A 20,231-nucleotide genomic window follows, 5' to 3' on the forward strand; every position below is an offset into this window, starting at 1 on the left:
TGCATCGGTAAGCCCGGCACCCGCCGCGCAGCCGGCGACGGCAGATAAGGCCAAGCCAGCGGCAAGCACCGCCAAGCCAGCGGCTGAAACAGCCAAACCTGCTGCTCGCAGCAGAAAGGCAACGCCCAAAGCGACGCCCAAAGCGACATCCAAGCCTGCCTCTACAGCGCCTGCATCGGTAAGCCCGGCACCCGCCGCGCAGCCGGCGACGGCAGATAAGGCCAGGCCAGCGTCAAGTACCGCCAAGCCAGCGGCTGAAACAGCCAAACCTGCTGCTCGCAGCAAAAAAGCAACGCCCAAAGCGACGTCTAAAGCGACATCCAAAGCGACGTCCAAAGCGACATCCAAGCCTGCCTCTACAGCGCCCGCATCGGTAAGCCCGGCACCCGCCGCGCAGCCGGCGACGGCAGAAAAGGCCAGGCCAGCGTCAAGCACCGCCAAGCCAGCGGCTGAAACAGCCAAACCTGCTGCTCGCAGCAAAAAGGCAACGCCCAAAGCGACGTCTAAAGCAGCAACGGCAGCGCCCGCATCGCTAAGCCCAGCCGCCGCCGCGCAGCCGGCGACGGCAGAACAGGCCAAACCTGCTGCTCGTAGCAAAAAGGCCGCGCCTAAAGCGCCTGCAGCAAGCGTGGACCGCAGTGAAACGGCGAAACCTAAACGCAGCAAAAAACCGGCAGGGTCCACTAAGACTGGCGAATAACGCCTGGTTGGAGTGTCTCGACTGGATTTATCTGTATGATTTAACGCATGGGCCTTAATGGCCCATTTACATTAAGAAAGAACATGAGCGAAATTATTTACGGTATTCATGCCGTTAAAGCATTACTTGAACGCGATCCGCAACGGTTTCTGGATGTCTGGATCCTCAAAGGGCGGGACGACCGCCGCCTGCATCCGCTGCTGCTGGAACTGGAGGCAGCCGGGCTGACCATACAGGTCGCCAACCGCCAGTGGCTGGATGAAAAGGTGGAAGGGGCGGTACATCAGGGGATCGTGGCCCGGGTACAGGAAGGACGGCAATATCAGGAGAGTGATTTGGAATCCCTGCTGCAGCAGCATACGGCGCCGCTACTGCTGATACTTGATGGCGTGACAGACCCGCATAACCTTGGCGCCTGCCTGCGTAATGCGGATGCCGCCGGGGTACATGCGGTTATTGTTCCGCGGGATCGTTCGGCCCAGCTTAACGCAACCGCTAAAAAGGTCGCCAGTGGCGCAGCCGAAACGGTACCGCTTATCCGGGTGACCAACCTTGCACGGACTCTGCGATTACTCAAAGAGCACAATGTCTGGATTGTCGGCACTGCCGGTGAAGCGGACCACCATCTTTATCAAAGCAAACTGACCGGACCGCTGGCGCTGGTGATGGGGGCTGAAGGCGAGGGTATGCGTCGGCTTACGCGAGAGCACTGTGACGAGCTTATCAGTATTCCGATGGCTGGCACAGTTACCTCGCTTAATGTTTCTGTGGCAGCAGGTGTATGCCTGTTTGAGGCCGTCAGGCAGCGTCTGTAATAACGTGAGCCACTGTGGCGTCGTCGGTTATAAAACGACTGCCATAACGATTTAACCACCTTATCTGCCCCGGCATGCCGCCGGGGTGTTCGGACATCCTGCCCCTGACGTCCGCACGCCTATTATATCAGCGGTAGATGATGGCCTCACCACGCCAGACGCCAGGCGTTACGGTCTCAGAAATGTAAATGACCTGATAGTATCGGGCGCCGTTTTCATTGGCCTTTTGTTGCAAAGCCTGTTCGGCATCCATTGGGCTGCCACGTTCGCTGACGGTAATATTGCCGGACTTGACCAGTGAGCCCACCTGATTGCGGCTTATCTGAACTGCTGGTTCAGCATTGCCCGAGGAGGTCGCAGCGGCGGAGGCTGGGGTGGATTCGGATTCGCTGTTCATCAGGCTGCAGCCCGCCAAAAGCAGGCTCAGCGGAATGATAACGGCGGCGATCTGTTTCATAACTATTCCCCGATAAAACAAATTAAAGAGTCAACAGTATAGCGGAAATGACTGCCGATGATTAAGGTAGGGTGAACAAAGCTGTTAAAGCAGTACGTTGAATAAGCGGGGAATCAAATGGTAGAAATGCATCAGGAGTCGGTTGACGGCATCGACGTCATCCATGCAGTGCCAGCCGGGGCATACAACCAGCCTCTGCCGACCCTGTTCTTTTATCATGGCTACACCTCTTCCAAAGAAGTGTATTCCTATTTCGGTTATGCGCTGGCCAAGGCCGGGTTTCGCGTGATTTTGCCCGATGCTCTGATGCACGGCGCGCGTTTTGACGGCAATGAGGCATACCGCTTCAATCATTTCTGGGACATCCTGCGCAACAATATTGATGAAGTACCTGGCCTCTATCATTTTTACCGTCAAAAGGGTCTGATTGAAGAGGACAGGGTCGGCATTTGCGGCGCGTCGATGGGCGGCATGACAGCGTTGGGGGCAATGGCTCGCTATTCCTGGCTGAAGGCCACAGCCTGTTTTATGGGGTCGGGGGGCTACCTCTCATTATCATCGCGACTGTTTCCCCAGGAGGCGCAGGACGGCGACAATGCGTCGGCACCTGGCTGGGCGCCTCTGGCGGAGTATGATGTTTATCATCGTCTGGATCGGCTGGCTGGCAGGCCGCTGCTGCTATGGCATGGCGAAGCTGACCCGCTGGTGCCGCCCGAGGAGAGCGCCGAACTCTATCAGGCGCTGCGAAATACTGAGGGACATCACCAGGTCACCTACCTGACAGAAGCGGGCATCGGTCATAAGATCACAGTTTCTGCGCTGGCTGCAGGCTGTGAGTTCTTCAAACACCATCTGTAGGGAGGAGGTAGGACCGGCAAAAAAAAAGCCCCATATACGGGGCCTAAATGCAAGATGACTCTTCTTCTTATATTCCCTGGTGCTGGGTTTCTTTGCTAAGCCTTGCTTACTGGATTGATTACATTATAAGCAGCCTTGCGCTAAGGAAAAACCAGAGTTTATTGATGCAATCATTCAGTAATTTTGAATCAAGAATTTATTTTTGATATTATTTTTCATAAAAGTATTTGGCCTGCCAGTTATCTGACCTTTTTAATTCCCGCAAGAACCCACTAAATCCTTGTATTACGCCTTGTAGAAATGTACTATTGCGCGTCATTTTTCGACCGCACAATTATCACGTTCCTTGCTTCCATGGGCCGCGGTTGACCCTGACAGGAGGCTGAATAATCCGTAAGGAGCAATTCTATGCGTCATTACGAAATCGTTTTTATGGTCCATCCTGACCAAAGCGAACAGGTTGCGGGCATGATTGAACGCTACACCACCGCTATCACCAATGCGGAAGGTCAGATTCATCGCCTGGAAGACTGGGGCCGCCGTCAGCTGGCTTACCCGATCAACAAACTGCACAAGGCTCACTATGTTCTGCTGAACGTAGAAGCTCCGCAGGAAGCGATCGATGAGCTGGAAACAAACTTCCGCTTCAACGACGCCGTTATCCGCAGCATGATCATGCGCGTTAAGCATGCGGTCACTGAAGCTTCACCGATGGTTAAAGCGAAAGACGAACGCCGTGAGCGCCGTGAAGATTTCGCCACTGAAGCCAACGATGACACTGATGCTGGGGATTCTGAAGAGTAATTGATGATGACGGCCAACCGTCTGGCGTTGTCGGGCACTGTGTGCAAGACACCGATTCGCAAGGTTAGCCCGTCAGGTATTCCGCACTGCCAGTTTGTGCTTGAGCACCGCTCGCAGCAGCAGGAAGCCGGTTTTTCACGACAAGCATGGTGCAGAATGCCCGTGGTGGTCAGTGGGAAACAGTCAACCGATATTACTCGCAGTATAACGGTCGGTACGCAACTCACGGTGCAGGGTTTCATTTGTTGCCATCAGGGCCGCAATGGAATCAGTAAAGTGGTATTGCATGCCGAGCAGATTGAATTGATAGATTCTGGAGACTAGCCATATGGCACGTTATTTCCGTCGTCGCAAGTTCTGCCGTTTCACCGCGGAAGGCGTTGTTGAGATCGACTACAAAGACATCGCTACGCTGAAAAACTACATCACCGAAAGCGGCAAAATTGTCCCGAGCCGTATTACCGGTACTCGTGCAAAATACCAACGTCAGTTGGCACGTGCGATCAAGCGTGCGCGCTACCTGTCTCTGTTGCCGTACACTGATCGTCATCAGTAATCGGTCACTGTCCAATAAGACTTTGAGAGGATAAGGTAATGCAAGTTATTTTGCTTGATAAAGTAGCCAACCTTGGCAGCTTAGGCGACCAGGTTAATGTTAAAGCGGGCTATGCTCGTAACTTCCTGGTACCGCAAGGTAAAGCCGTTCCGGCAACCAAGAAAAACGTTGAATATTTCGAAGCGAACCGCGCTGAACGTGAAGCCAAACTGGCTGCCGATCAGAATGCCGCTGAAGCACGCGCCGCGAAAATCAACGAACTGGGCAGCGTCACCATCGCGTCTAAAGCAGGCGACGAAGGCAAACTGTTCGGTTCTATCGGTACCCGCGATATCGCTGATGCCATCACCGCTGCCGGCGTTTCTGTTGCCAAAAGCGAAGTGCGTCTGCCGAATGGCGTTCTGCGTACCATCGGTGATCACGATGTCAGCATCCAGGTTCACAGCGATGTTTTCGCTACCCTGAATGTTATCGTTGTTGCTGAAGCTTAATCGAAAGACTAAGCAGTAGTAAAAAAAACGCCGGCCCTGTGCCGGCGTTTTGCTTTTCACACATCATGTTATCTGACCTGGTAGCTGCCGTCTGATTGACGATCGAAGCGTACTTTGCCGGTCGACGTTTCAATCTCCAGGGCGGTCACCAGCCCGCGCTCGTTTTGCATGACTCTCACCTGCTGACCCGCCTGCAGATTGCTCAGCGGCTTACTGCCACCCTCCACCTGAGCCATGGCAAAAACATCCGCTACCGGCAAACCATGCTGACGGAATAACTGCGCCAGCGTTTGCCCTTCGCTAATCTGATATTGCCGCCAGTTGCCATCGGGCTGACTGTCTGCGCTGTTATCAACCAGCTCGGCCTGCAGTGCCGCGGTGCGGCTGTCTGATGCGGATTGGGAGACGGCCGGCGTTTCGGGAGCAGAGGGCCAGATAAAGGCCACGATCACCACCAGCAACGCGACGCACAGCCAACGGCGATGCACCGCAGGCAGCGGAGCCAGCCAGTCAAAGCGGTCAGGCAGATGCCAGCACTGTGTCAGCCGGGCTCTTAGTCCGGTTTCTGACGTGATGTCACCCTCATCCTCATCATTAGGGCGCAGGTTATGACGCGGCTCTTTTTTGAATACATCAAAAATCGAACCGGAAAAACGGGACTGTTTGTTTTTCCTGGGCGCGATTCTGCCCATGATGACCTCTCTTGCCATGGTTATGCGTTAATCATTTGAAGTATAAAGCGCTGTGCCCGGAACCACCAAGGTTAATTCGCCATTGGCGCTGCCGACTGCATCGGTTGCAGGAATAATATTCATTGATGAAGATTTTACCCGGTCGGCTGGCGCTGTTATGCTTCGCCTTTCGGTTTTATATAAACAAGGATATTTAATGACTACCCTTTCTCTAGACAGCGTTGAAGCTCAGGCAAGTTACGGCATTGGTTTACAGGTAGGACAGCAGCTTGAAGAATCAGGTCTGCAGGGACTGTTGCCTGAAGCTCTGCTGGCAGGACTGACTGACGCGCTGGCGGGCAATGCGCCTGCGGTACCGGTTGATGTGATTCATCGTGCGCTGCGCACTATCCATGAGCGTGCCGATGCGGTCCGTCTTGAGCGCCAGCAGCATCTGGCGGTGGAAGGGCAGCAATTCCTGGAAGCCAATGCCGCTAAAGAAGGCGTCAATCTGATCGAGTCCGGCCTTCAGTTCAAAGTGCTCGAACAGGGTGACGGATCCATTCCTTCTCGGCAGGATCGGGTTAAGGTACATTATACCGGTCGTTTGCTGGACGGTTCGGTATTCGATAGTTCAGTGCAGCGCGGCCAGCCGGCCGAGTTTCCGGTCAGCGGCGTTATCCCTGGCTGGATCGAAGCATTAACCCTGATGCCGGTGGGTTCCAAATGGGAGCTGTATATTCCCCACAACCTGGCTTATGGCGAGCGTGGCGCTGGTGCATCGATTCCTCCTTTCAGCGCGCTGATTTTTGAAGTGGAACTGCTGGAAATTCTCTGAGATACCGCTGATAGAGGCAAAGCGGTCCGGCGATATTTTTATTTCCGCCGGGCCACGGCAGGTCAAACTTCTACGGCCCGGATGTCGAACTGTTAACCGGTCTGGACTATTATGATCTAGAGACTACCGGCCGGCCGTTCAGGGCTGTGACCCCAGCGAACTGCCGTTACCGTATCGGTAGCCGGCGGTAACATTCAGAGGTGTGTCATGATTGAACAGATTAGCCAGTTATCCCGTGACGCGGGTAAAGCGATCATGCAGGTGTATGATGGCGACAAGCCGCTGGAACTGAACCAGAAAACCGATGATTCCCCGGTAACCGCTGCCGATCTGGCCGCGCACCGGGTTATTGCCGACGGCTTGCTTGCGCTGGCGCCCGATATCCCGGTTTTGTCCGAAGAAGATCCGCCCTCATGGGAGGTGCGTCAGCACTGGACCCGATTCTGGCTGGTGGATCCGCTGGACGGAACCAAAGAATTTCTGCGCCGCAACGGTGAGTTCACCGTAAATATCGCCTTGATTGAAAACGGTATCGCCGTGCTTGGCGTGGTCTACGCGCCGGTAACCGGTGTATTGTATGCCGCCAGCCATGGGCAGGCCTGGAAGGTCGATAGCGGCGGTAACACATTGGCTATACACTGCAAGGAAGCCCGTCCTCCGCTGGTCGTGGTCAGCCGCTCTCATGGCGATAACCAGGAGTTGCGTGATTATCTGGCCCAACTGGGTGAGCATCAGACCGTCACTGTCGGTTCGTCGCTGAAGTTCTGCTTGGTGGCTGAAGGTTCGGCTCAACTTTATCCCCGCTTTGCACCTACCAGCGTCTGGGATACCGCCGCAGGTCATGCGATAGCCAGCGCCGCCGGCGCGGTAGTGAATGACTGGCAGGGGCGTCCACTGGATTACCACCCTCGAGAATCTTTCCTTAACCCTGGCTTTCGCGTTTCGCTCTTCTGATACAGGCTGGCCGAGCGTTTTTCCTATTTGATTTCAGCAGGGCCGGCAACCTATCGCTGCCCGGCCCCCGGCCCCCGGCCACCCGCCGACGCCACCCGCCACCCGCCGACGCCACCCGCCGACGCCGATGGTTATTCCTGCCTGCCCCCTGTCCCTGTCTTCATTCAGTCATATTGCTGCGCTAGAGTAGCTCGTCTGCAGCGGGTCATTGCCGGGAGAATAAATATATTCCTTTGGCGCAGGCTATTTTTCCCATGCTGACTACACGGATTGCTGCTGTCTCAATCGTGCGCCCTTAAGGCAATGTCACTGGCGGCTCTAGGGCGTTTGTCCTGTACAAACCGACGATGTACCAGCAGCATACTGTCAAATAGTGTAAAACCCGTTAGCAATACTGTAACGCCCGGAACTAATTACGTTCGGGCGACTCAGATTAATTGCATTAGCTGATGCTTATATAATGAACACCGACCGATTTATGCCTGCGCTATTCTTCCAGGCATACGGCAGGACGAAGTAAACCAAGGGAGAAAGTTGAACAATGAGAATCTTCCATCGCTATAACGCAGTGAAAGTTGCCACTTATGTGAAGACCCTTTTCCGCGGCAGAATTTATATCAAAGGCATCGGTGCCTTTGAGTTTGACAAAGGCAAGATACTGATGCCCCGGGTACGGGACAAACAGCATTTCAGCGTAATGTCCGAAGTGAATCGGCAAGTCATGCGTCTGCAGGCGGAAATGGGCTGATCGTAATACCGTTCGCTCCGCGATGCGGTCCTGTCTTCTCCTCGCCAGAGGAGGATAAAGTGACGGCGCCGGTGAATATCGGCGCCGTCACTCGTTGCAACCTTCAGAGTACCGTGGTGCTATCTGTGGAAGGCGCGAGCAGCATTGAGGTTTTTTCCTCAATGCGGGTGACCAGCAGTTGGTCAATTTTGTAGCTGTCGATATCCACCACTTCAAATTTGTAGCCTGAAAAGCGGACAAAATCAGTTCGCTTGGGGATTTTGCGCAGCATAAACATCATAAAGCCGCCAATAGTTTCATAATTGCCCGCCTGCGGAAACTCATCGATGTGCAGCACCCTCATCACATCATCAATCGGTGTACCGCCTTCTATGAGCCAGGAGTTCTCATCCCGAGCGACAATCTGTTCTTCCAGCCCCTGTCCAACCAGATCGCCCATCAGTGTCGTCATCACATCGTTCAAGGTAATGATGCCTACCACCAACGCATATTCATTCAGAATTACCGCAAAGTCCTCGCCTGCCGTTTTGAAGCTCTCCAGCGCTTCCGAGAGAGTAAGGGTATCGGGCACGATAAGCGCCGAGCGAATCTGCACGCCGCTGCTGAGCGCCAGGCTCTGATTGCCCAGCACCCGGTTAAGCAAATCCTTAGAGTCGACATAACCCAGGATATGGTCGATGTTGGCATCGCATACCAAAAATTTGGAGTGGGGATGCGTCGAAATTTTGGTTTTGATGCTCTCTTCCGACTCATGCAGATCGAAATAGATAATGCTCTCCCTGGAGGTCATCGACGAGGGGACGGTGCGTGATTCCAGCTCAAAGACGTTTTCTATCAGCTCATGCTCCTGCTTACGCAGCACCCCGGCCAGCGCCCCTGCTTCGACCACGGCATAAATGTCGTCCGAGGTTATGTCATCCTTTCTCACCATCGGCAGCTTCAGCATTCTGAAAATCATGTTGGCCATGCCGTTAAACAGCCACACCAGGGGGCGGAATACCAGCAGGCACAAGCGCATTGGGTTGATTATCCGAACGGCATAAGCCTCAGGTGAAATCAACGCAATACGTTTCGGGGTCAAATCGGCGATCAGGATGAAAAGACTGGTGACAAGGGTAAAGGAACAGATAAAGCTTAGCTGCTCAGCCAGTTCCGGCGACATGAAACGAATAAAAATGCCGAAGAACGAGGGGGAAAAAGCGGCATCGCCGACGATACCGCCGAGTATGGCCACCGCATTCAGGCCAATCTGGATAACAGTGAAAAATACGCCCGGCGTTTCCTGCAGTTTCAGCACCCGCTGGGCATTGATGTTGCCTTCATCAGCGAGGAGTTTCAGCTTGATCTTGCGCGATGCGGCGAGGGAAATCTCTGAAATTGAAAAAAAGGCACTCACGGCAATGAGTAACAAGATGAGCAAAATACTGTTCAGCATAATCTGGCCACGTCGGGCCGACCTCTGGCCGGCACGCCTTCAAAAGGCTATATAGGTTGTGAATGATAACAGTATATCGTTGTTATCAGGTGGAAACAGCGGTCAGTATAAGGTTCATGCCCGTTGCTGACCGCCGGATTTCAGGTCCGTGGCGGCATGCAAACGCCGATGCCGCCCAGATTACAGTAGCCATGTGGATTTTTGTACAAGTATTGCTGATGTTCATCCTCTGCATAATAAAACGGACCGGCTGCGGCAATTTCAGTTGTCACCTCGCGGGTATCGCCGGCCTGGGCCATCGCATCCTGGAACACCTGCAGGCTTTCAACGGCCTCGGTTTGCTGCTCCGGCGTCAGCGGATAGATAGCCGAACGGTACTGCGAACCGATATCGCCGCCCTGGCGCATCCCCTGGGCAGGGTCGTGGTTTTCCCAAAATAGTTGCAGCAGTTGGCGATAGCTGACCACTGACGGATCGTATACCACCCTTACCGCTTCGGCGTGCGCGGTCTGGCCGCTGCAGACTTCGCGGTAAGTGGGGTTGGGGGTAAAGCCCCCGCTATAGCCGGCGGCGGTACTGTATATCCCTTCCGTCTGCCAGAAAAGGCGTTCTACGCCCCAGAAGCATCCCATGGCGAACAGGGCGACAGCCATCCCTTCCGGAACGTGGGTCATCGAATGCCCGTTGAACAGATGAGTGGTCGCGACCGGCATGGGGGGCGTGCGTCCCGGCAAAGCGTCGCTTTGTGAAACAAGTCGGGTTTTATCAAAATTTTGCGCCACAGTTGACTCCTGTTTAGACTAAGGCTCTCAGTATCAAATCATAGTCTGTTTTAAAACATAATTTTTACAAACATCATACGACGATACTACGTTAAGATGTATTTACACTGCTTAGAAGCAGGTAATAAAAATTAAAGCGCCTTCTGCCATTACAAGATGATAGGAATGACGGTGGTTCATTACCGCGACCCAGGCTGTATCAGGAAGAACAAACTCAGGAGCCACCCGCGCATGCGATATCTTCGGCTGTTATGCCTGCTCGGCACCCTGGTGCTGACACCGGTTTCACAGGGGGCCAGTATCCGGTTGCAGGTAGAGGGCATCAGTGGCGAACTGCAGCGCAATGTGCGTGCGCGGCTGTCCACTATCTCAACCGATGAAATCACCGCGGATGCCCGCTTCCAGGCGCGAGTCAATGAAGCGGTCCGCGAGGGACTCAGTGCCCTGGGCTATTACTCGCCGGTAATCGATTTCCAGTTCCGGCCGGCGGTCAATGGCGGCCGTGAGGTCCTGGTCACCCGTATCAATCCAGGCAAGCCGGTGCTTATCGCCGGGGTCGATGTGATATTGCGTGGCGATGCCCGTCAGGACCCTGATTATCGGCAGCGGGTAAAGGACGGTAAGCCGGCGCTGGGCACGGTGCTTAATCATGCTGATTACACCAACTTCAAAAATGGCTTGTCCAGCCTGGCGTTGCGCAAAGGGTATTTCGACGCCGAGTTTCGCAAGAGCCAGCTCGGCGTGTCGCCAACGCGCTATCAGGCCTTCTGGGACATCGACTTTGACAGCGGCCAGCGCTACCGGTTTGGCAAAATACGCTTTCACGGCGCCCAGATAAGGGAAGATTACCTGCAGAATCTGTCGTCCATCCGTGAAGGTGAGGAATACAGCGCCGACTCACTGGCTGAACTCAACCGACGATTAGCGGCGACCAACTGGTTCAACTCGGTGGTGATTTCGCCGGATTTCGAACAGAGCAAAACCAACAAAACGCTGCCGCTGGATGCGGTGGTGACACCGCGCACCCGTAACACCATTGAAACCGGGGTAGGCTATGCCACCGATGTTGGTCCGAGGGTAAAAACCAGTTGGAGCCGACCATGGATAAATTCCCGCGGTCACAGTCTGGAGACCAGCCTCAGTCTGTCTGCCCCTGAGCAGGCGCTGGATTTCAGTTACAAGATCCCGCTGTTGAAAAACCCTTTGGAACAATATTATCTGGTGCAGTCCGGCTTCAAGCGCGAAGATCTCAACGATACCCAGTCTAATTCCACTTCAGTGAATGTGGCTCGCTACTGGGATATGTCCAGTGGCTGGCAGCGTTCGGTGAACCTGCGCTGGAGCCTTGATCACTTTACCCAGGCCGATGTCACCAACACCACCATGCTGCTGTATCCAGGGGTAAGCATTAACCGTACCCGGCAGCGGGGCGGCCTGATGCCGACGTGGGGCGACTCCCAGCGCTATTCGTTCGATGTCTCCGACACCACCTGGGGATCGGATATCGACTTCTTCGTTATCCAGGCCCAGAACGTCTGGATTCGTACGCTGGCCGACAAGCACCGCTTTGTTGCCCGCGGCAATCTGGGCTGGATCGAGACCAATGATTTCGAACGTGTACCGCCCTCTTTGCGTTTCTTCGCCGGCGGCGATCGCAGTATTCGTGGCTACAAATACAAATCACTGTCGCCAAAAGATGATAAAGACAAGCTTACCGGGGCGTCGAAACTGGCTACCGGTTCGCTGGAGTACCAATACAACGTCAGCGGCAAGTGGTGGGGCGCCGCTTTTATCGACGCGGGTGAAGCGGTCAATGATATCAAGCAGAGTAATGTTAAAACCGGCGCCGGCGTGGGGGTCAGATGGCAGTCGCCGGTCGGTCCGATCAAACTTGATATCGCCGCCCCGGTCGGCGATAAGGATGAGCATGGGCTCCAGTTTTATATAGGATTAGGGCCTGAATTATGAGTCTGATAAAAAAGATCAGCCTGGGAATATTCATCTTCATTATCCTACTGCTGGCGACCGTAGCCTACCTGCTCGGCACCACCAGTGGTCTGCACCTGATATTGAACGGAGCCTCCCGCTGGGTACCAGGGCTGGATATCGCCAGCGTCAGCGGCGGCTGGCGAGACCTCTCGCTTAACGGCGTCAGTTGGCAGATGCCGGGCGTCACCGTGCGTGCCGGCCAATTCCACCTCTCCGTCAATACCGCCTGCCTGCGCCAGCGGCAGCTGTGCCTTGATGATCTGTCCCTGAGCGAAGTAGCCGTCAGCATCAGAACCGCGGAAATGACGCCAACGCCTGAACAGGAGCCGGCAGTCGAACAGCCGGCATCCTCCATCAGCACGCCTTATCCGGTTATCCTGAAGCGCCTGGCGATAAATAACGTCAGCGTACAGGTCGACGGCACCGCCGTCTCACTGAACCAGTTCACCAGTGGCATCACCTTTAGCGACAACAACTTGGTAGTGTCACCGACCCATATTGAAGGTTTGCTGGTAAAACTGCCCAAGGCGGCAGAAATCATCACTGACCAGGCGATAGATGCAGTGATCCAGACCGAGCAGGAAAAGAAAGAGGCCGCCACCCGCGCGGATGCCGAGAAAGCCGCGCTGCGCCAGGCGCCGCCGCTGGGAGAGACGCTGGCTGCGCTTTTTGCCAAGCCTTTGCTGCCGTCGATACCGAATATCCAGCTACCGTTGAATATCACTCTAGAGGACCTGAGGGCTGAAAACCTGCGGCTGACCGGGGATGTCGATATCCTGGTTACCTCGCTGGCGCTGCGGATGGCAATGCAGGATCAGCATCTGTCACTGACTAAGCTGGATATCGACTCTCCCCAGGGACTGCTTAATGCCAGTGGCGAGGCCAGCCTGAGGGACAACTGGCCCGTTAATCTGACGGTTAACTCAAAAGTGAATGTAGCGCCGTTGAAAGGCGAACGGGTAAAGTTGACCGTTAACGGTGAACTGCGCCAGGAACTGAAGGGCAACATCAATCTTTCCGGCCCGCTGGGGGCCGGGCTGAGCCTGAAAACCCGCCTTGCCGAGACGGGATTGCCGTTGGACCTGCGGATAGTCAGCGATAATTTGCAATGGCCGCTCACCGGCACGCCCCACTATCAGGCCAGAAATGTGTCAATGCATCTGGCTGGCCGGGCAACGGACTACCGCCTGGCCGTGGGGGCCGCTCTCAGCGGCGAGGGCATGCCGCCCGCCACGCTGGCGATACAGGGCAATGGCACCCCTTCGCAGTTTACCCTGTCCCGACTGAGAGTGGATGCCCTCCAGGGGCATACCGATTTAACCGCGGTTATCGACTGGAGCAAGGCGATAAGCTGGCGCAGTGAACTGACGTTGACCGGCATCAATACCGCCCGGCAATGGCCTGACTGGCCGGCCAGAGTGGCTGGAAAAATGACCACTAAGGGCAGTCTTTATGGCGGCAGCTGGCAACTGCGGGTGCCCGAATTGAAACTCGACGGCAATATCAAACAGAATAAACTGTCAGCCAAAGGCAGTCTGTCCGGCAATGCCGCCAATCAGTGGAATATCCCCGGTATCCAGCTGGCGCTGGGACGCAATAGCCTGGATATCAAGGGCCAATTGGATGAGAAACTTGCCCTGGATGCGACTATAGATGCGCCCCGGCTGGATGGTGCTCTGCCAGGACTCGGCGGCACCGCCAAGGGCAAGATTAACGTGCGCGGCAGCCTGATGGCGCCGCAACTGCTGGCTGACCTGACCGCTTCCGGTCTGCGGTTCCAGGCTCTGAGCGTCCGCCAGGTAAACCTGAAGGGCGATCTGAGCTCAAGCGACCAGATCAAAGGCAACTTGACGTTGCGGGTCAGTCAATTGCAGCAGGACAGTTTTAAAATAAGCACACTGTTGCTGACGGCCAAAGGCAATGAAAAGCAGCATCAGCTTCGCGTCAGCCTCACTGGCGACCCGGTCGCCGGCCAATTGAGCCTGGACGGCGGTTTTGACCGGCAGCAACAGCGCTGGCAGGGGCGGCTGTCACAGACCCGTTTTGAGACGCCGGTCGGTGAATGGCGTCTTAGTCGGGATATGACGCTGGACTACCTGAATGCCGGTCAGAAAATTACCGTGGGCCCTCATTGCTGGCAGAACCCGAATGCCAATCTGTGCGTGCCGACCAATATTGTCGCCAGCCCGCAAGGCGGCCAGGGCAGCCTGCTGCTAAATCGTTTTGATCTGGCGATGATTAAACCGTTCCTCACCGATGATACCCAGTTGGCGGGCGTATTCAGCGGCCGGGCGGATGTCAGTTGGAAGCAGGGCGACTCACTGCCGCAGGCAAAAGTCTCTCTGGTGGGTAAAGGCGTGAACATCCGCCAAAACGTTGACAGCCGATCGCTGCCGGTGGCGTTTGATACCCTGAATGTCAATGCCGCGCTGGACAAAGGCAATGCCAATCTGGACTGGCTGGTCAAAATCGCCGGCAACGGCCAGACCGATGGACAATTACGGATTGCCGATCCCCAGGGCAGGCGCAATCTTACCGGTAACCTGAATATCCGCGACATCTCTCTGGCGATCATCAATCCCATCCTGTCACGCGGGGAAAGCGCCAACGGTCAGCTGAATGCAAATCTGCGCATTGGCGGCAATAGCCGCCAGCCGCTGATTTTCGGTCAGTTAGGGCTGGAAAAGGTGATCATTAAAGGCAACTGGATGCCGTTCGCTATGCAAAGCAGTCGACTGGCGCTAGATTTCTCAGGGACACGTTCGGTGCTGCAGGGGCTGGTGCAGACCACCCGCGGCCAGATCAACCTGGCCGGCAACGCCGACTGGAGCCAGATTGATGCCTGGCGTGCACGGATCGCCGCCAAGGGAGATAAAGTGAGAATTACCGTGCCGCCCATGGTACGGTTGGACGTGTCGCCGGATGTGGTGTTTGACGCATCGCCAACGCAGTTTGCACTGAACGGCACGGTCGATATTCCCTGGGCGCGCATCGTGGTACAGGAACTGCCTGAGAGCGCGGTCGGCGTATCGTCTGATCAAGTGCTGCTGGATGAACAGCTTAAGCCAATCGCCCCTGCCCGGGCGCCGGCTGTGCCGATAAACAGCAATCTGACGATTCATGTAGGGAAGGATGTCCGGCTGGATGCATTCGGTCTTAAAGCCCGGTTGCAGGGCGATCTGAAAATGGTGCAGGATCACCGGGGATTAGGCCTTAACGGCCAGATCGATATCCCTTCCGGCCGCTTCCATGCCTATGGACAGGATTTGATCGTCAACAAAGGGCAATTGCTGTTCTCCGGTCCGCCGGATCAGCCCCTGCTGAACATTGAAGCCATCCGTAATCCAGATTCGACTGAAGATGGGGTGACGGCAGGCGTCAGGGTTACAGGCCTGGCAGATCAGCCGAAGCTGGACGTATTCTCGGATCCGGTGAAATCCCAGCAGGAGGCGCTGTCTTATCTGCTGCGCGGTCAGGGGCTGGATGCTTCAGGCGGCGACAGCAATATGATGACATCGATGCTGGTCGGTATGGGGGTCGCACAAAGCGGCCAACTGGTCGGCAAGATTGGCGAAGCCTTTGGCGTTAGTCATTTAGCTCTGGATACACAGGGCGTTGGCGACAGTTCTCAAGTCGTCGTGAGTGGTTATGTCGCACCGGGCCTGCAGGTTAAATATGGCGTCGGTATTTTTGATTCACTGGCAACGCTAACTTTACGTTACCGTTTAATGCCTAAACTTTATCTGGAAGCCGTGTCTGGTCTCGATCAGGCGTTAGACTTGCTCTATCAGTTTGAGTTTTAACAATGCGAATTATTGTCTATGGTAGCCTGCGACGAAAGCAGGGCAACAGCCACTGGATGACAAACGGTCAGTGGCTGGGCGATTATGAAATAGTGGGATACGATCTGTATGATCTGGGCCATTACCCTGCTGTTATTCCCGGCAGCGGCAAGGTCTATTGCGAAGTATATCGTATCGATTCTTCGACCCTCGGCGAACTGGATGCGCTGCGCACCAAGAGTGGTGAATATAAGCGGGTACTGATTGGTACCCCTTATGGTACTGCCTGGATGTATGTCTATCAGCGTCCGGTCGATGGTTTGCGCCTGCTGAAAAGCGGCGACTGGCTCAAGCGGGACCAGGAACCCTGACCGGCGATGCTCCTTTCTGCCTGCATGAACAAAAAAAACACCGCCTGAGCGGTGTTTTTTTTCCGTTACAAGCAACGTTATTTGTTTTTGGCACGTTCGAAAGACGTGAGGATTTCGGCCTTGGCCGCTTCCGCATTTTCCCAACCATCAACCTTGACCCATTTACCTTTTTCCAGCGCTTTATATTGCTCAAAGAAGTGGGTGATCTGACCGCGCAGTAATTCCGGAAGGTCGTTAACATCTTTGATGTGATCGTATTCTTTAGACAGCTTGGTGTGGGGAACGGCAACAACTTTAGCATCTTCACCGGCTTCGTCAGTCATTTTCAACACGCCGACCGGACGGCAACGAACCACTGAACCTGGCTGAAGCGGGTACGGGGTCGGGACCAGCACGTCAACCGGATCGCCATCAAGTGACAGAGTATGGTTGATGTAACCATAGTTACACGGATAGAACATGGCGGTGGACATGAAACGATCGACAAACAGCGTGCCGGTTTCCTTGTCGACTTCATATTTGATCGGAGTGGCATTCGCCGGAATTTCGATTACTACATAAATGTCTTCAGGAAGATCTTTTCCTGCCGGTACCAGATTCAAGCTCATGTCAGTTTCCTTTAACTGTGCGATAAAGCGTTACCGCACATTGTAATGAGTTTTAACGTAATTATCGATTATTGCTCTTCGGGGTAATCGCGCAGAAATCTCTCGGCGTCTTCCACCATCGACTGGGTGCCGACGAAGAAGGGTGAACGCTGATGCAATTTTTGCGGCACGATATCCAGGATCCGGTTCTTGCCATCGCTGGCTTTGCCGCCAGCCTGCTCAGCCAGAAACGCCATCGGATTGCATTCATAAGCCAGACGTAGTTTACCCTCCGGGTGGGTCGCCGTGCTGGGATAAAGATAGATGCCGCCCTTGAGCAGATTACGATGGAAATCCGAAACCAAAGAACCAATGTAGCGCGAGGTATAGGGACGGTTAGTCGCTTCGTCCATTTCCTGGCAATACTTGATGTACTTTTTAACGCCGTTGGGGAACTTGATGTAGTTGCCTTCATTGATCGAGTACATCTGTCCGCTCTCAGGGAAATGCACGCTTTCATGTGACAGACAGAATACCCCCAGAGAAGGATCATAGGTAAAAGCATGCACGCCGCAGCCGGTGGTGTATACCAGCATGGTTGAAGAGCCATACACTACGTACCCTGCAGCTACCTGCTTGCTGCCCGGCTGAAGGAAATCTTCTTCAGTCACCGGTGTACCTACTGGCGTGATACGGCGATAAATCGAGAAAATAGTGCCAACTGAAACATTCACATCGATATTCGATGAGCCGTCCAGCGGATCCATCAGCACCACATATTTACCGTTTTCAGAACCCTCTCCATCAAAGACGACAATTTCATCTTCTTCTTCCGAGGCAATGCCTGCTACCTGACCGCGGGCCTTGAGCGCTGCCTTCAGTTTTTCATTGGCAAACAGGTCGAGCTTCATCTGAACTTCGCCCTGAACATTAGACACGCCGCTGGTTCCCAGAATATCCACCAGTCCCGCTTTATTGATATCACGATGGATGATTTTGGCGCCAAGTTTGATGGCAGAAAGCAAGGCGGTCAGCTCACCTGTGGCATGTGGAAATTCGTGCTGTTTCTCAACAATAAATTCGCCTAACGTTTTCATGACACTTTCCCTGAAGATAAAGAGGACCCTAAACCTAAGGATGAGCAGCGGTAAAAAGACTTTACCACACACGTTTGTCCTAGCAGTTTAGCTCAAACAGTTTATGAGTACATCATCAAATCCGTTTCTATCAAAAGGTCCTGGCGTTAGAATGGACGGTAATACGCAGCTGAAAATGGAAAAATTATGCGCATTCATATTCTTGGTATCTGTGGCACGTTCATGGGCGGACTGGCGATGCTGGCACGATCCCTCGGACATGAGGTGACCGGCTCTGACGATAATGTCTATCCACCAATGAGCACCCTGCTCCAGGACCAGGGGATTGAACTGATGAGCGGCTACTCACCCGCTCAGTTGATGCCGGCGCCGGACCTGGTGATTATCGGTAATGCCATGAGCCGCGGTAATCCTTGCGTTGAAGCGGTGCTTGAACGAGGAATTCCCTATGTCTCCGGTCCTCAGTGGCTGCATGACCACGTACTGCAGCAACGCTGGGTCATCGCCGTCGCCGGCACCCATGGCAAAACCACTACGGCAGGTATGGTGACCTGGATCCTCGAGCAGTGCGGCTATCAGCCGGGTTTTGTTATCGGCGGCGTTCCGGGGAATTTCAGCGTATCCGCCAGGCTTGGCGCAGGATCGTTCTTTGTCGTAGAGGCTGATGAATATGACTGCGCGTTCTTCGACAAGCGTTCCAAATTTCTGCATTATTGCCCACGCACGCTGATACTCAATAATCTTGAGTTCGACCATGCCGATATCTTCGATGATCTGAAAGCCATCGAAAAACAGTTTCATCACCTGATACGCCTGGTACCGGGGCAAGGGCGAATTATCCTGCCTGATAACGATGCCAATTTGAAACATACGCTGGCCATGGGCTGCTGGAGCGAGCTTGAGTACGCCGGAGAAGAAGGAATGTGGCGCGCCAGAAAAACCGCAGCCGATGCCGGCAAGTGGCAGGTTTACCTGAATGATGACCTGGTGGGTGAAGTCGAGTGGGATCTGGTAGGCGAACATAATATGCATAATGGGCTGATGGCTATCGCTGCAGCGCGCCATGTGGGGGTTTTGCCGACGGATGCCTGTAAAGCATTGGCAAGCTTCATCAATGCCCGTCGTCGACTGGAGCTCAAAGGCAGCGCGAATGGCGTAACGGTGTATGACGATTTTGCCCATCATCCAACCGCTATTTTGGCCACCCTTGCCGCGCTGCGCAGTAAGGTCGGCGGGACGGCGCGGATTATCGCCGTGCTTGAGCCTCGCTCCAATACCATGAAAATGGGGCTAAGCAAAAACGAGCTGGCGCCTTCTCTGGGGCGCGCGGATGAAGTATTCCTGTTACAGCCACAGCACATTCCCTGGCAGGTAAGTGAAGTCGCTGACGCCTGCGTGCAGCCTGCTCACTGGAACGCTGATGTGGATACACTGGTGGATATGATTACCAGAACGGCCCAGCCGGGAGATTTCATTCTGGTAATGAGTAATGGCGGTTTCGGCGGCATTCACCAGAAGTTGCTGGCTGAGCTGGCCCGCAAAGCGACTCTAGCCAAGTAACCAGCCAAAAAAAAGCCCCCGGGATCGGGGGCAAGGATCGTCGGATAGGACGACGAGGGAAAGCATAACGTTAACGAGGGTTTATTACGCTGCGACACAGGAATAATAAAGCGCGATAACGGTAACGACCTTCTGGATCACCTTACAGTGAACTCTTCTTGTTAATCTTCTCTTGTACGCTTAGTTATACAGACGCGCAGTAGCGTGCCAGGTGTCATTGTTGTAAGCCTCGGTGACCCGATACGCTTTAGCGCCTTTAGCATCGGCCGCGGCGTTTATGGCCTGACGGATATCGGCCGGGGCGCCAGCTTTACCAGACAGAGTGATGGTGCCTGCCGGGCTCAGACCGCTGGTCTGCTCAAGGGATAAAGATTCAGCCGCAAAAGCGCCAAATGAGAGCACGGACATTACTGCTAGCAGGGAAACGGTTGTTTTGATTTTCATTATTTTAGCCTCTTGTCTTCTTCAAGTCATGAATCTGTGATAGACATCACGAAAAAGAGTATACACTAATAACCATAGGTATTAATAGAAGGCACATAATTTAATATGAAACTTTGTGCTCTTGCCATCTATAGATATAAGCGAAAGTTATTAAAAGTGGTCAAATAATAATCACTTGTTATCAATTGGTTTATAAAACATGAAGTTAAACGATTTAGCTAATCGTGCTTAAGCTTCAGGCTTGCAGGTACGTATCGTACTGCTAGCAGGCGTTTATGCAGGGATATAGTGG

Annotated in this window: 20 protein-coding genes; 13 read left to right on the forward strand and 7 right to left on the reverse strand. The window is 54.2% G+C overall.

Features of this window, described 5'->3' with window-relative positions; genetic code table 11:
• The first annotated feature begins 783 nt into the window (after positions 1–783).
• A complete protein-coding gene (gene rlmB, locus EDC52_RS05825) occupies positions 784–1,515 on the forward strand; it encodes a 23S rRNA (guanosine(2251)-2'-O)-methyltransferase RlmB (protein WP_131864388.1) in 732 nt (243 codons plus the stop codon).
• Between the two features lie 127 nt (positions 1,516–1,642).
• Here rlmB and EDC52_RS05830 read toward each other — a convergent pair whose 3' ends face one another.
• A complete protein-coding gene (locus EDC52_RS05830) occupies positions 1,643–1,972 on the reverse strand; it encodes a YdgH/BhsA/McbA-like domain containing protein (protein ID WP_131864389.1) in 330 nt (109 codons plus the stop codon).
• Positions 1,973–2,089: 117 nt separating this feature from the next.
• On the opposite strand from EDC52_RS05830, the gene yjfP reads away from it, so the two are divergent.
• From yjfP to rplI, 5 genes are all read left to right on the forward strand, one after another.
• Positions 2,090–2,830, forward strand: coding sequence for an esterase (yjfP, locus tag EDC52_RS05835; RefSeq protein WP_131864390.1), 741 nt, complete (start codon positions 2,090–2,092; stop codon positions 2,828–2,830).
• 408 nt (positions 2,831–3,238) lie between these two features.
• Entirely contained in the window at positions 3,239–3,634 is a 396-nt protein-coding gene (rpsF, locus tag EDC52_RS05840) for a 30S ribosomal protein S6 (protein ID WP_131864391.1), read from the forward strand.
• A 6-nt stretch (positions 3,635–3,640) separates the two neighbouring features.
• On the forward strand, positions 3,641–3,958 hold the full coding sequence (gene priB / locus EDC52_RS05845; protein ID WP_165911674.1) for a primosomal replication protein N: 318 nt from the start codon (positions 3,641–3,643) through the stop codon (positions 3,956–3,958).
• Between the two features lie 4 nt (positions 3,959–3,962).
• Positions 3,963–4,190: a 30S ribosomal protein S18 gene (gene rpsR, locus EDC52_RS05850; RefSeq protein WP_005974788.1), complete on the forward strand. Its 228-nt coding sequence runs from the start codon at positions 3,963–3,965 to the stop codon at positions 4,188–4,190.
• 38 nt (positions 4,191–4,228) lie between these two features.
• A complete protein-coding gene (gene rplI / locus EDC52_RS05855; RefSeq protein ID WP_131864393.1) occupies positions 4,229–4,681 on the forward strand; it encodes a 50S ribosomal protein L9 in 453 nt (150 codons plus the stop codon).
• Between the two features lie 68 nt (positions 4,682–4,749).
• On the opposite strand, the gene EDC52_RS05860 is transcribed toward rplI, so the two are convergent.
• On the reverse strand, positions 4,750–5,391 hold the full coding sequence (locus EDC52_RS05860) for an OapA family protein (protein WP_165911665.1): 642 nt from the start codon (positions 5,389–5,391) through the stop codon (positions 4,750–4,752).
• 178 nt (positions 5,392–5,569) lie between these two features.
• On the opposite strand from EDC52_RS05860, the gene EDC52_RS05865 reads away from it, so the two are divergent.
• The 3 genes from EDC52_RS05865 to EDC52_RS05875 all read left to right on the forward strand — a co-directional run bounded on the left by EDC52_RS05865 (position 5,570) and on the right by EDC52_RS05875 (position 7,892).
• Positions 5,570–6,190, forward strand: a complete 621-nt coding sequence (locus EDC52_RS05865; protein ID WP_131864394.1) for a peptidylprolyl isomerase — start codon at positions 5,570–5,572, stop codon at positions 6,188–6,190.
• 207 nt (positions 6,191–6,397) lie between these two features.
• A complete protein-coding gene (gene cysQ / locus EDC52_RS05870) occupies positions 6,398–7,144 on the forward strand; it encodes a 3'(2'),5'-bisphosphate nucleotidase CysQ (RefSeq protein WP_131864395.1) in 747 nt (248 codons plus the stop codon).
• Positions 7,145–7,685: 541 nt separating this feature from the next.
• Positions 7,686–7,892 carry a DUF1107 domain-containing protein gene (locus tag EDC52_RS05875; protein WP_131864396.1) on the forward strand — a complete coding sequence of 69 codons (207 nt, stop codon included), beginning with the start codon at positions 7,686–7,688 and terminating at the stop codon, positions 7,890–7,892.
• 103 nt (positions 7,893–7,995) lie between these two features.
• Here EDC52_RS05875 and EDC52_RS05880 read toward each other — a convergent pair whose 3' ends face one another.
• Both EDC52_RS05880 and msrA read right to left on the reverse strand, forming a co-directional pair.
• Positions 7,996–9,327: a hemolysin family protein gene (locus tag EDC52_RS05880; RefSeq protein WP_131864397.1), complete on the reverse strand. Its 1,332-nt coding sequence runs from the start codon at positions 9,325–9,327 to the stop codon at positions 7,996–7,998.
• 140 nt (positions 9,328–9,467) lie between these two features.
• Complete coding sequence (msrA, locus tag EDC52_RS05885) at positions 9,468–10,109, reverse strand: peptide-methionine (S)-S-oxide reductase MsrA (protein WP_131864398.1); 642 nt, start codon at positions 10,107–10,109, stop codon at positions 9,468–9,470.
• Between the two features lie 231 nt (positions 10,110–10,340).
• On the opposite strand from msrA, the gene tamA reads away from it, so the two are divergent.
• From tamA to EDC52_RS05900, 3 genes are read left to right on the forward strand one after another with little or no spacing between them, the layout of a single operon-like run.
• Positions 10,341–12,077, forward strand: coding sequence for an autotransporter assembly complex protein TamA (tamA, locus tag EDC52_RS05890; RefSeq protein WP_131864399.1), 1,737 nt, complete (start codon positions 10,341–10,343; stop codon positions 12,075–12,077).
• Entirely contained in the window at positions 12,074–15,901 is a 3,828-nt protein-coding gene (gene tamB, locus EDC52_RS05895) for an autotransporter assembly complex protein TamB (protein WP_131864400.1), read from the forward strand. The genes tamA and tamB overlap by 4 nt, the downstream gene beginning before the upstream one ends.
• Positions 15,902–15,903: 2 nt before the next feature.
• The gene (locus tag EDC52_RS05900) at positions 15,904–16,251 is read left to right on the forward strand and encodes a gamma-glutamylcyclotransferase family protein (RefSeq protein WP_131864401.1); all 348 of its coding nucleotides are present in this window, start codon (positions 15,904–15,906) and stop codon (positions 16,249–16,251) included.
• Positions 16,252–16,328: 77 nt separating this feature from the next.
• On the opposite strand, the gene ppa is transcribed toward EDC52_RS05900, so the two are convergent.
• Both ppa and fbp read right to left on the reverse strand, forming a co-directional pair.
• The gene (gene ppa / locus EDC52_RS05905; protein ID WP_131864402.1) at positions 16,329–16,859 is read right to left on the reverse strand and encodes an inorganic diphosphatase; all 531 of its coding nucleotides are present in this window, start codon (positions 16,857–16,859) and stop codon (positions 16,329–16,331) included.
• A 68-nt stretch (positions 16,860–16,927) separates the two neighbouring features.
• Positions 16,928–17,935, reverse strand: a complete 1,008-nt coding sequence (gene fbp / locus EDC52_RS05910; protein WP_131864403.1) for a class 1 fructose-bisphosphatase — start codon at positions 17,933–17,935, stop codon at positions 16,928–16,930.
• Between the two features lie 186 nt (positions 17,936–18,121).
• Between fbp and mpl the strand changes: the two genes are divergently transcribed.
• A complete protein-coding gene (gene mpl, locus EDC52_RS05915; RefSeq protein ID WP_131864404.1) occupies positions 18,122–19,495 on the forward strand; it encodes a UDP-N-acetylmuramate:L-alanyl-gamma-D-glutamyl-meso-diaminopimelate ligase in 1,374 nt (457 codons plus the stop codon).
• A 180-nt stretch (positions 19,496–19,675) separates the two neighbouring features.
• Here the strand turns inward: mpl and EDC52_RS05920 are convergent, their stop codons facing one another.
• Positions 19,676–19,939: a YdgH/BhsA/McbA-like domain containing protein gene (locus EDC52_RS05920; RefSeq protein ID WP_131864405.1), complete on the reverse strand. Its 264-nt coding sequence runs from the start codon at positions 19,937–19,939 to the stop codon at positions 19,676–19,678.
• Between the last annotated feature and the right edge of the window lie 292 nt (positions 19,940–20,231).

Origin of the sequence: Biostraticola tofi (assembly GCF_004343195.1) — a bacterium.
Lineage (GTDB): Bacteria > Pseudomonadota > Gammaproteobacteria > Enterobacterales > Enterobacteriaceae > Biostraticola > Biostraticola tofi.

Coding starts and splice junctions, on each gene's coding strand:
- EDC52_RS05860 (WP_165911665.1), bottom strand. CDS start 5,391: ATGGCAAGAGAGGTCATCATGGGCAGAATCGCGCCCAGGAAAAACAAA.
- mpl (WP_131864404.1), top strand. CDS start 18,122: ATGCGCATTCATATTCTTGGTATCTGTGGCACGTTCATGGGCGGACTG.
- rpsF (WP_131864391.1), top strand. CDS start 3,239: ATGCGTCATTACGAAATCGTTTTTATGGTCCATCCTGACCAAAGCGAA.
- fbp (WP_131864403.1), bottom strand. CDS start 17,935: ATGAAAACGTTAGGCGAATTTATTGTTGAGAAACAGCACGAATTTCCA.
- rplI (WP_131864393.1), top strand. CDS start 4,229: ATGCAAGTTATTTTGCTTGATAAAGTAGCCAACCTTGGCAGCTTAGGC.
- priB (WP_165911674.1), top strand. CDS start 3,641: ATGACGGCCAACCGTCTGGCGTTGTCGGGCACTGTGTGCAAGACACCG.
- tamA (WP_131864399.1), top strand. CDS start 10,341: ATGCGATATCTTCGGCTGTTATGCCTGCTCGGCACCCTGGTGCTGACA.
- cysQ (WP_131864395.1), top strand. CDS start 6,398: ATGATTGAACAGATTAGCCAGTTATCCCGTGACGCGGGTAAAGCGATC.
- EDC52_RS05880 (WP_131864397.1), bottom strand. CDS start 9,327: ATGCTGAACAGTATTTTGCTCATCTTGTTACTCATTGCCGTGAGTGCC.
- EDC52_RS05900 (WP_131864401.1), top strand. CDS start 15,904: ATGCGAATTATTGTCTATGGTAGCCTGCGACGAAAGCAGGGCAACAGC.
- ppa (WP_131864402.1), bottom strand. CDS start 16,859: ATGAGCTTGAATCTGGTACCGGCAGGAAAAGATCTTCCTGAAGACATT.
- tamB (WP_131864400.1), top strand. CDS start 12,074: ATGAGTCTGATAAAAAAGATCAGCCTGGGAATATTCATCTTCATTATC.
- yjfP (WP_131864390.1), top strand. CDS start 2,090: ATGGTAGAAATGCATCAGGAGTCGGTTGACGGCATCGACGTCATCCAT.
- EDC52_RS05920 (WP_131864405.1), bottom strand. CDS start 19,939: ATGAAAATCAAAACAACCGTTTCCCTGCTAGCAGTAATGTCCGTGCTC.
- EDC52_RS05830 (WP_131864389.1), bottom strand. CDS start 1,972: ATGAAACAGATCGCCGCCGTTATCATTCCGCTGAGCCTGCTTTTGGCG.
- rlmB (WP_131864388.1), top strand. CDS start 784: ATGAGCGAAATTATTTACGGTATTCATGCCGTTAAAGCATTACTTGAA.
- rpsR (WP_005974788.1), top strand. CDS start 3,963: ATGGCACGTTATTTCCGTCGTCGCAAGTTCTGCCGTTTCACCGCGGAA.
- EDC52_RS05865 (WP_131864394.1), top strand. CDS start 5,570: ATGACTACCCTTTCTCTAGACAGCGTTGAAGCTCAGGCAAGTTACGGC.
- EDC52_RS05875 (WP_131864396.1), top strand. CDS start 7,686: ATGAGAATCTTCCATCGCTATAACGCAGTGAAAGTTGCCACTTATGTG.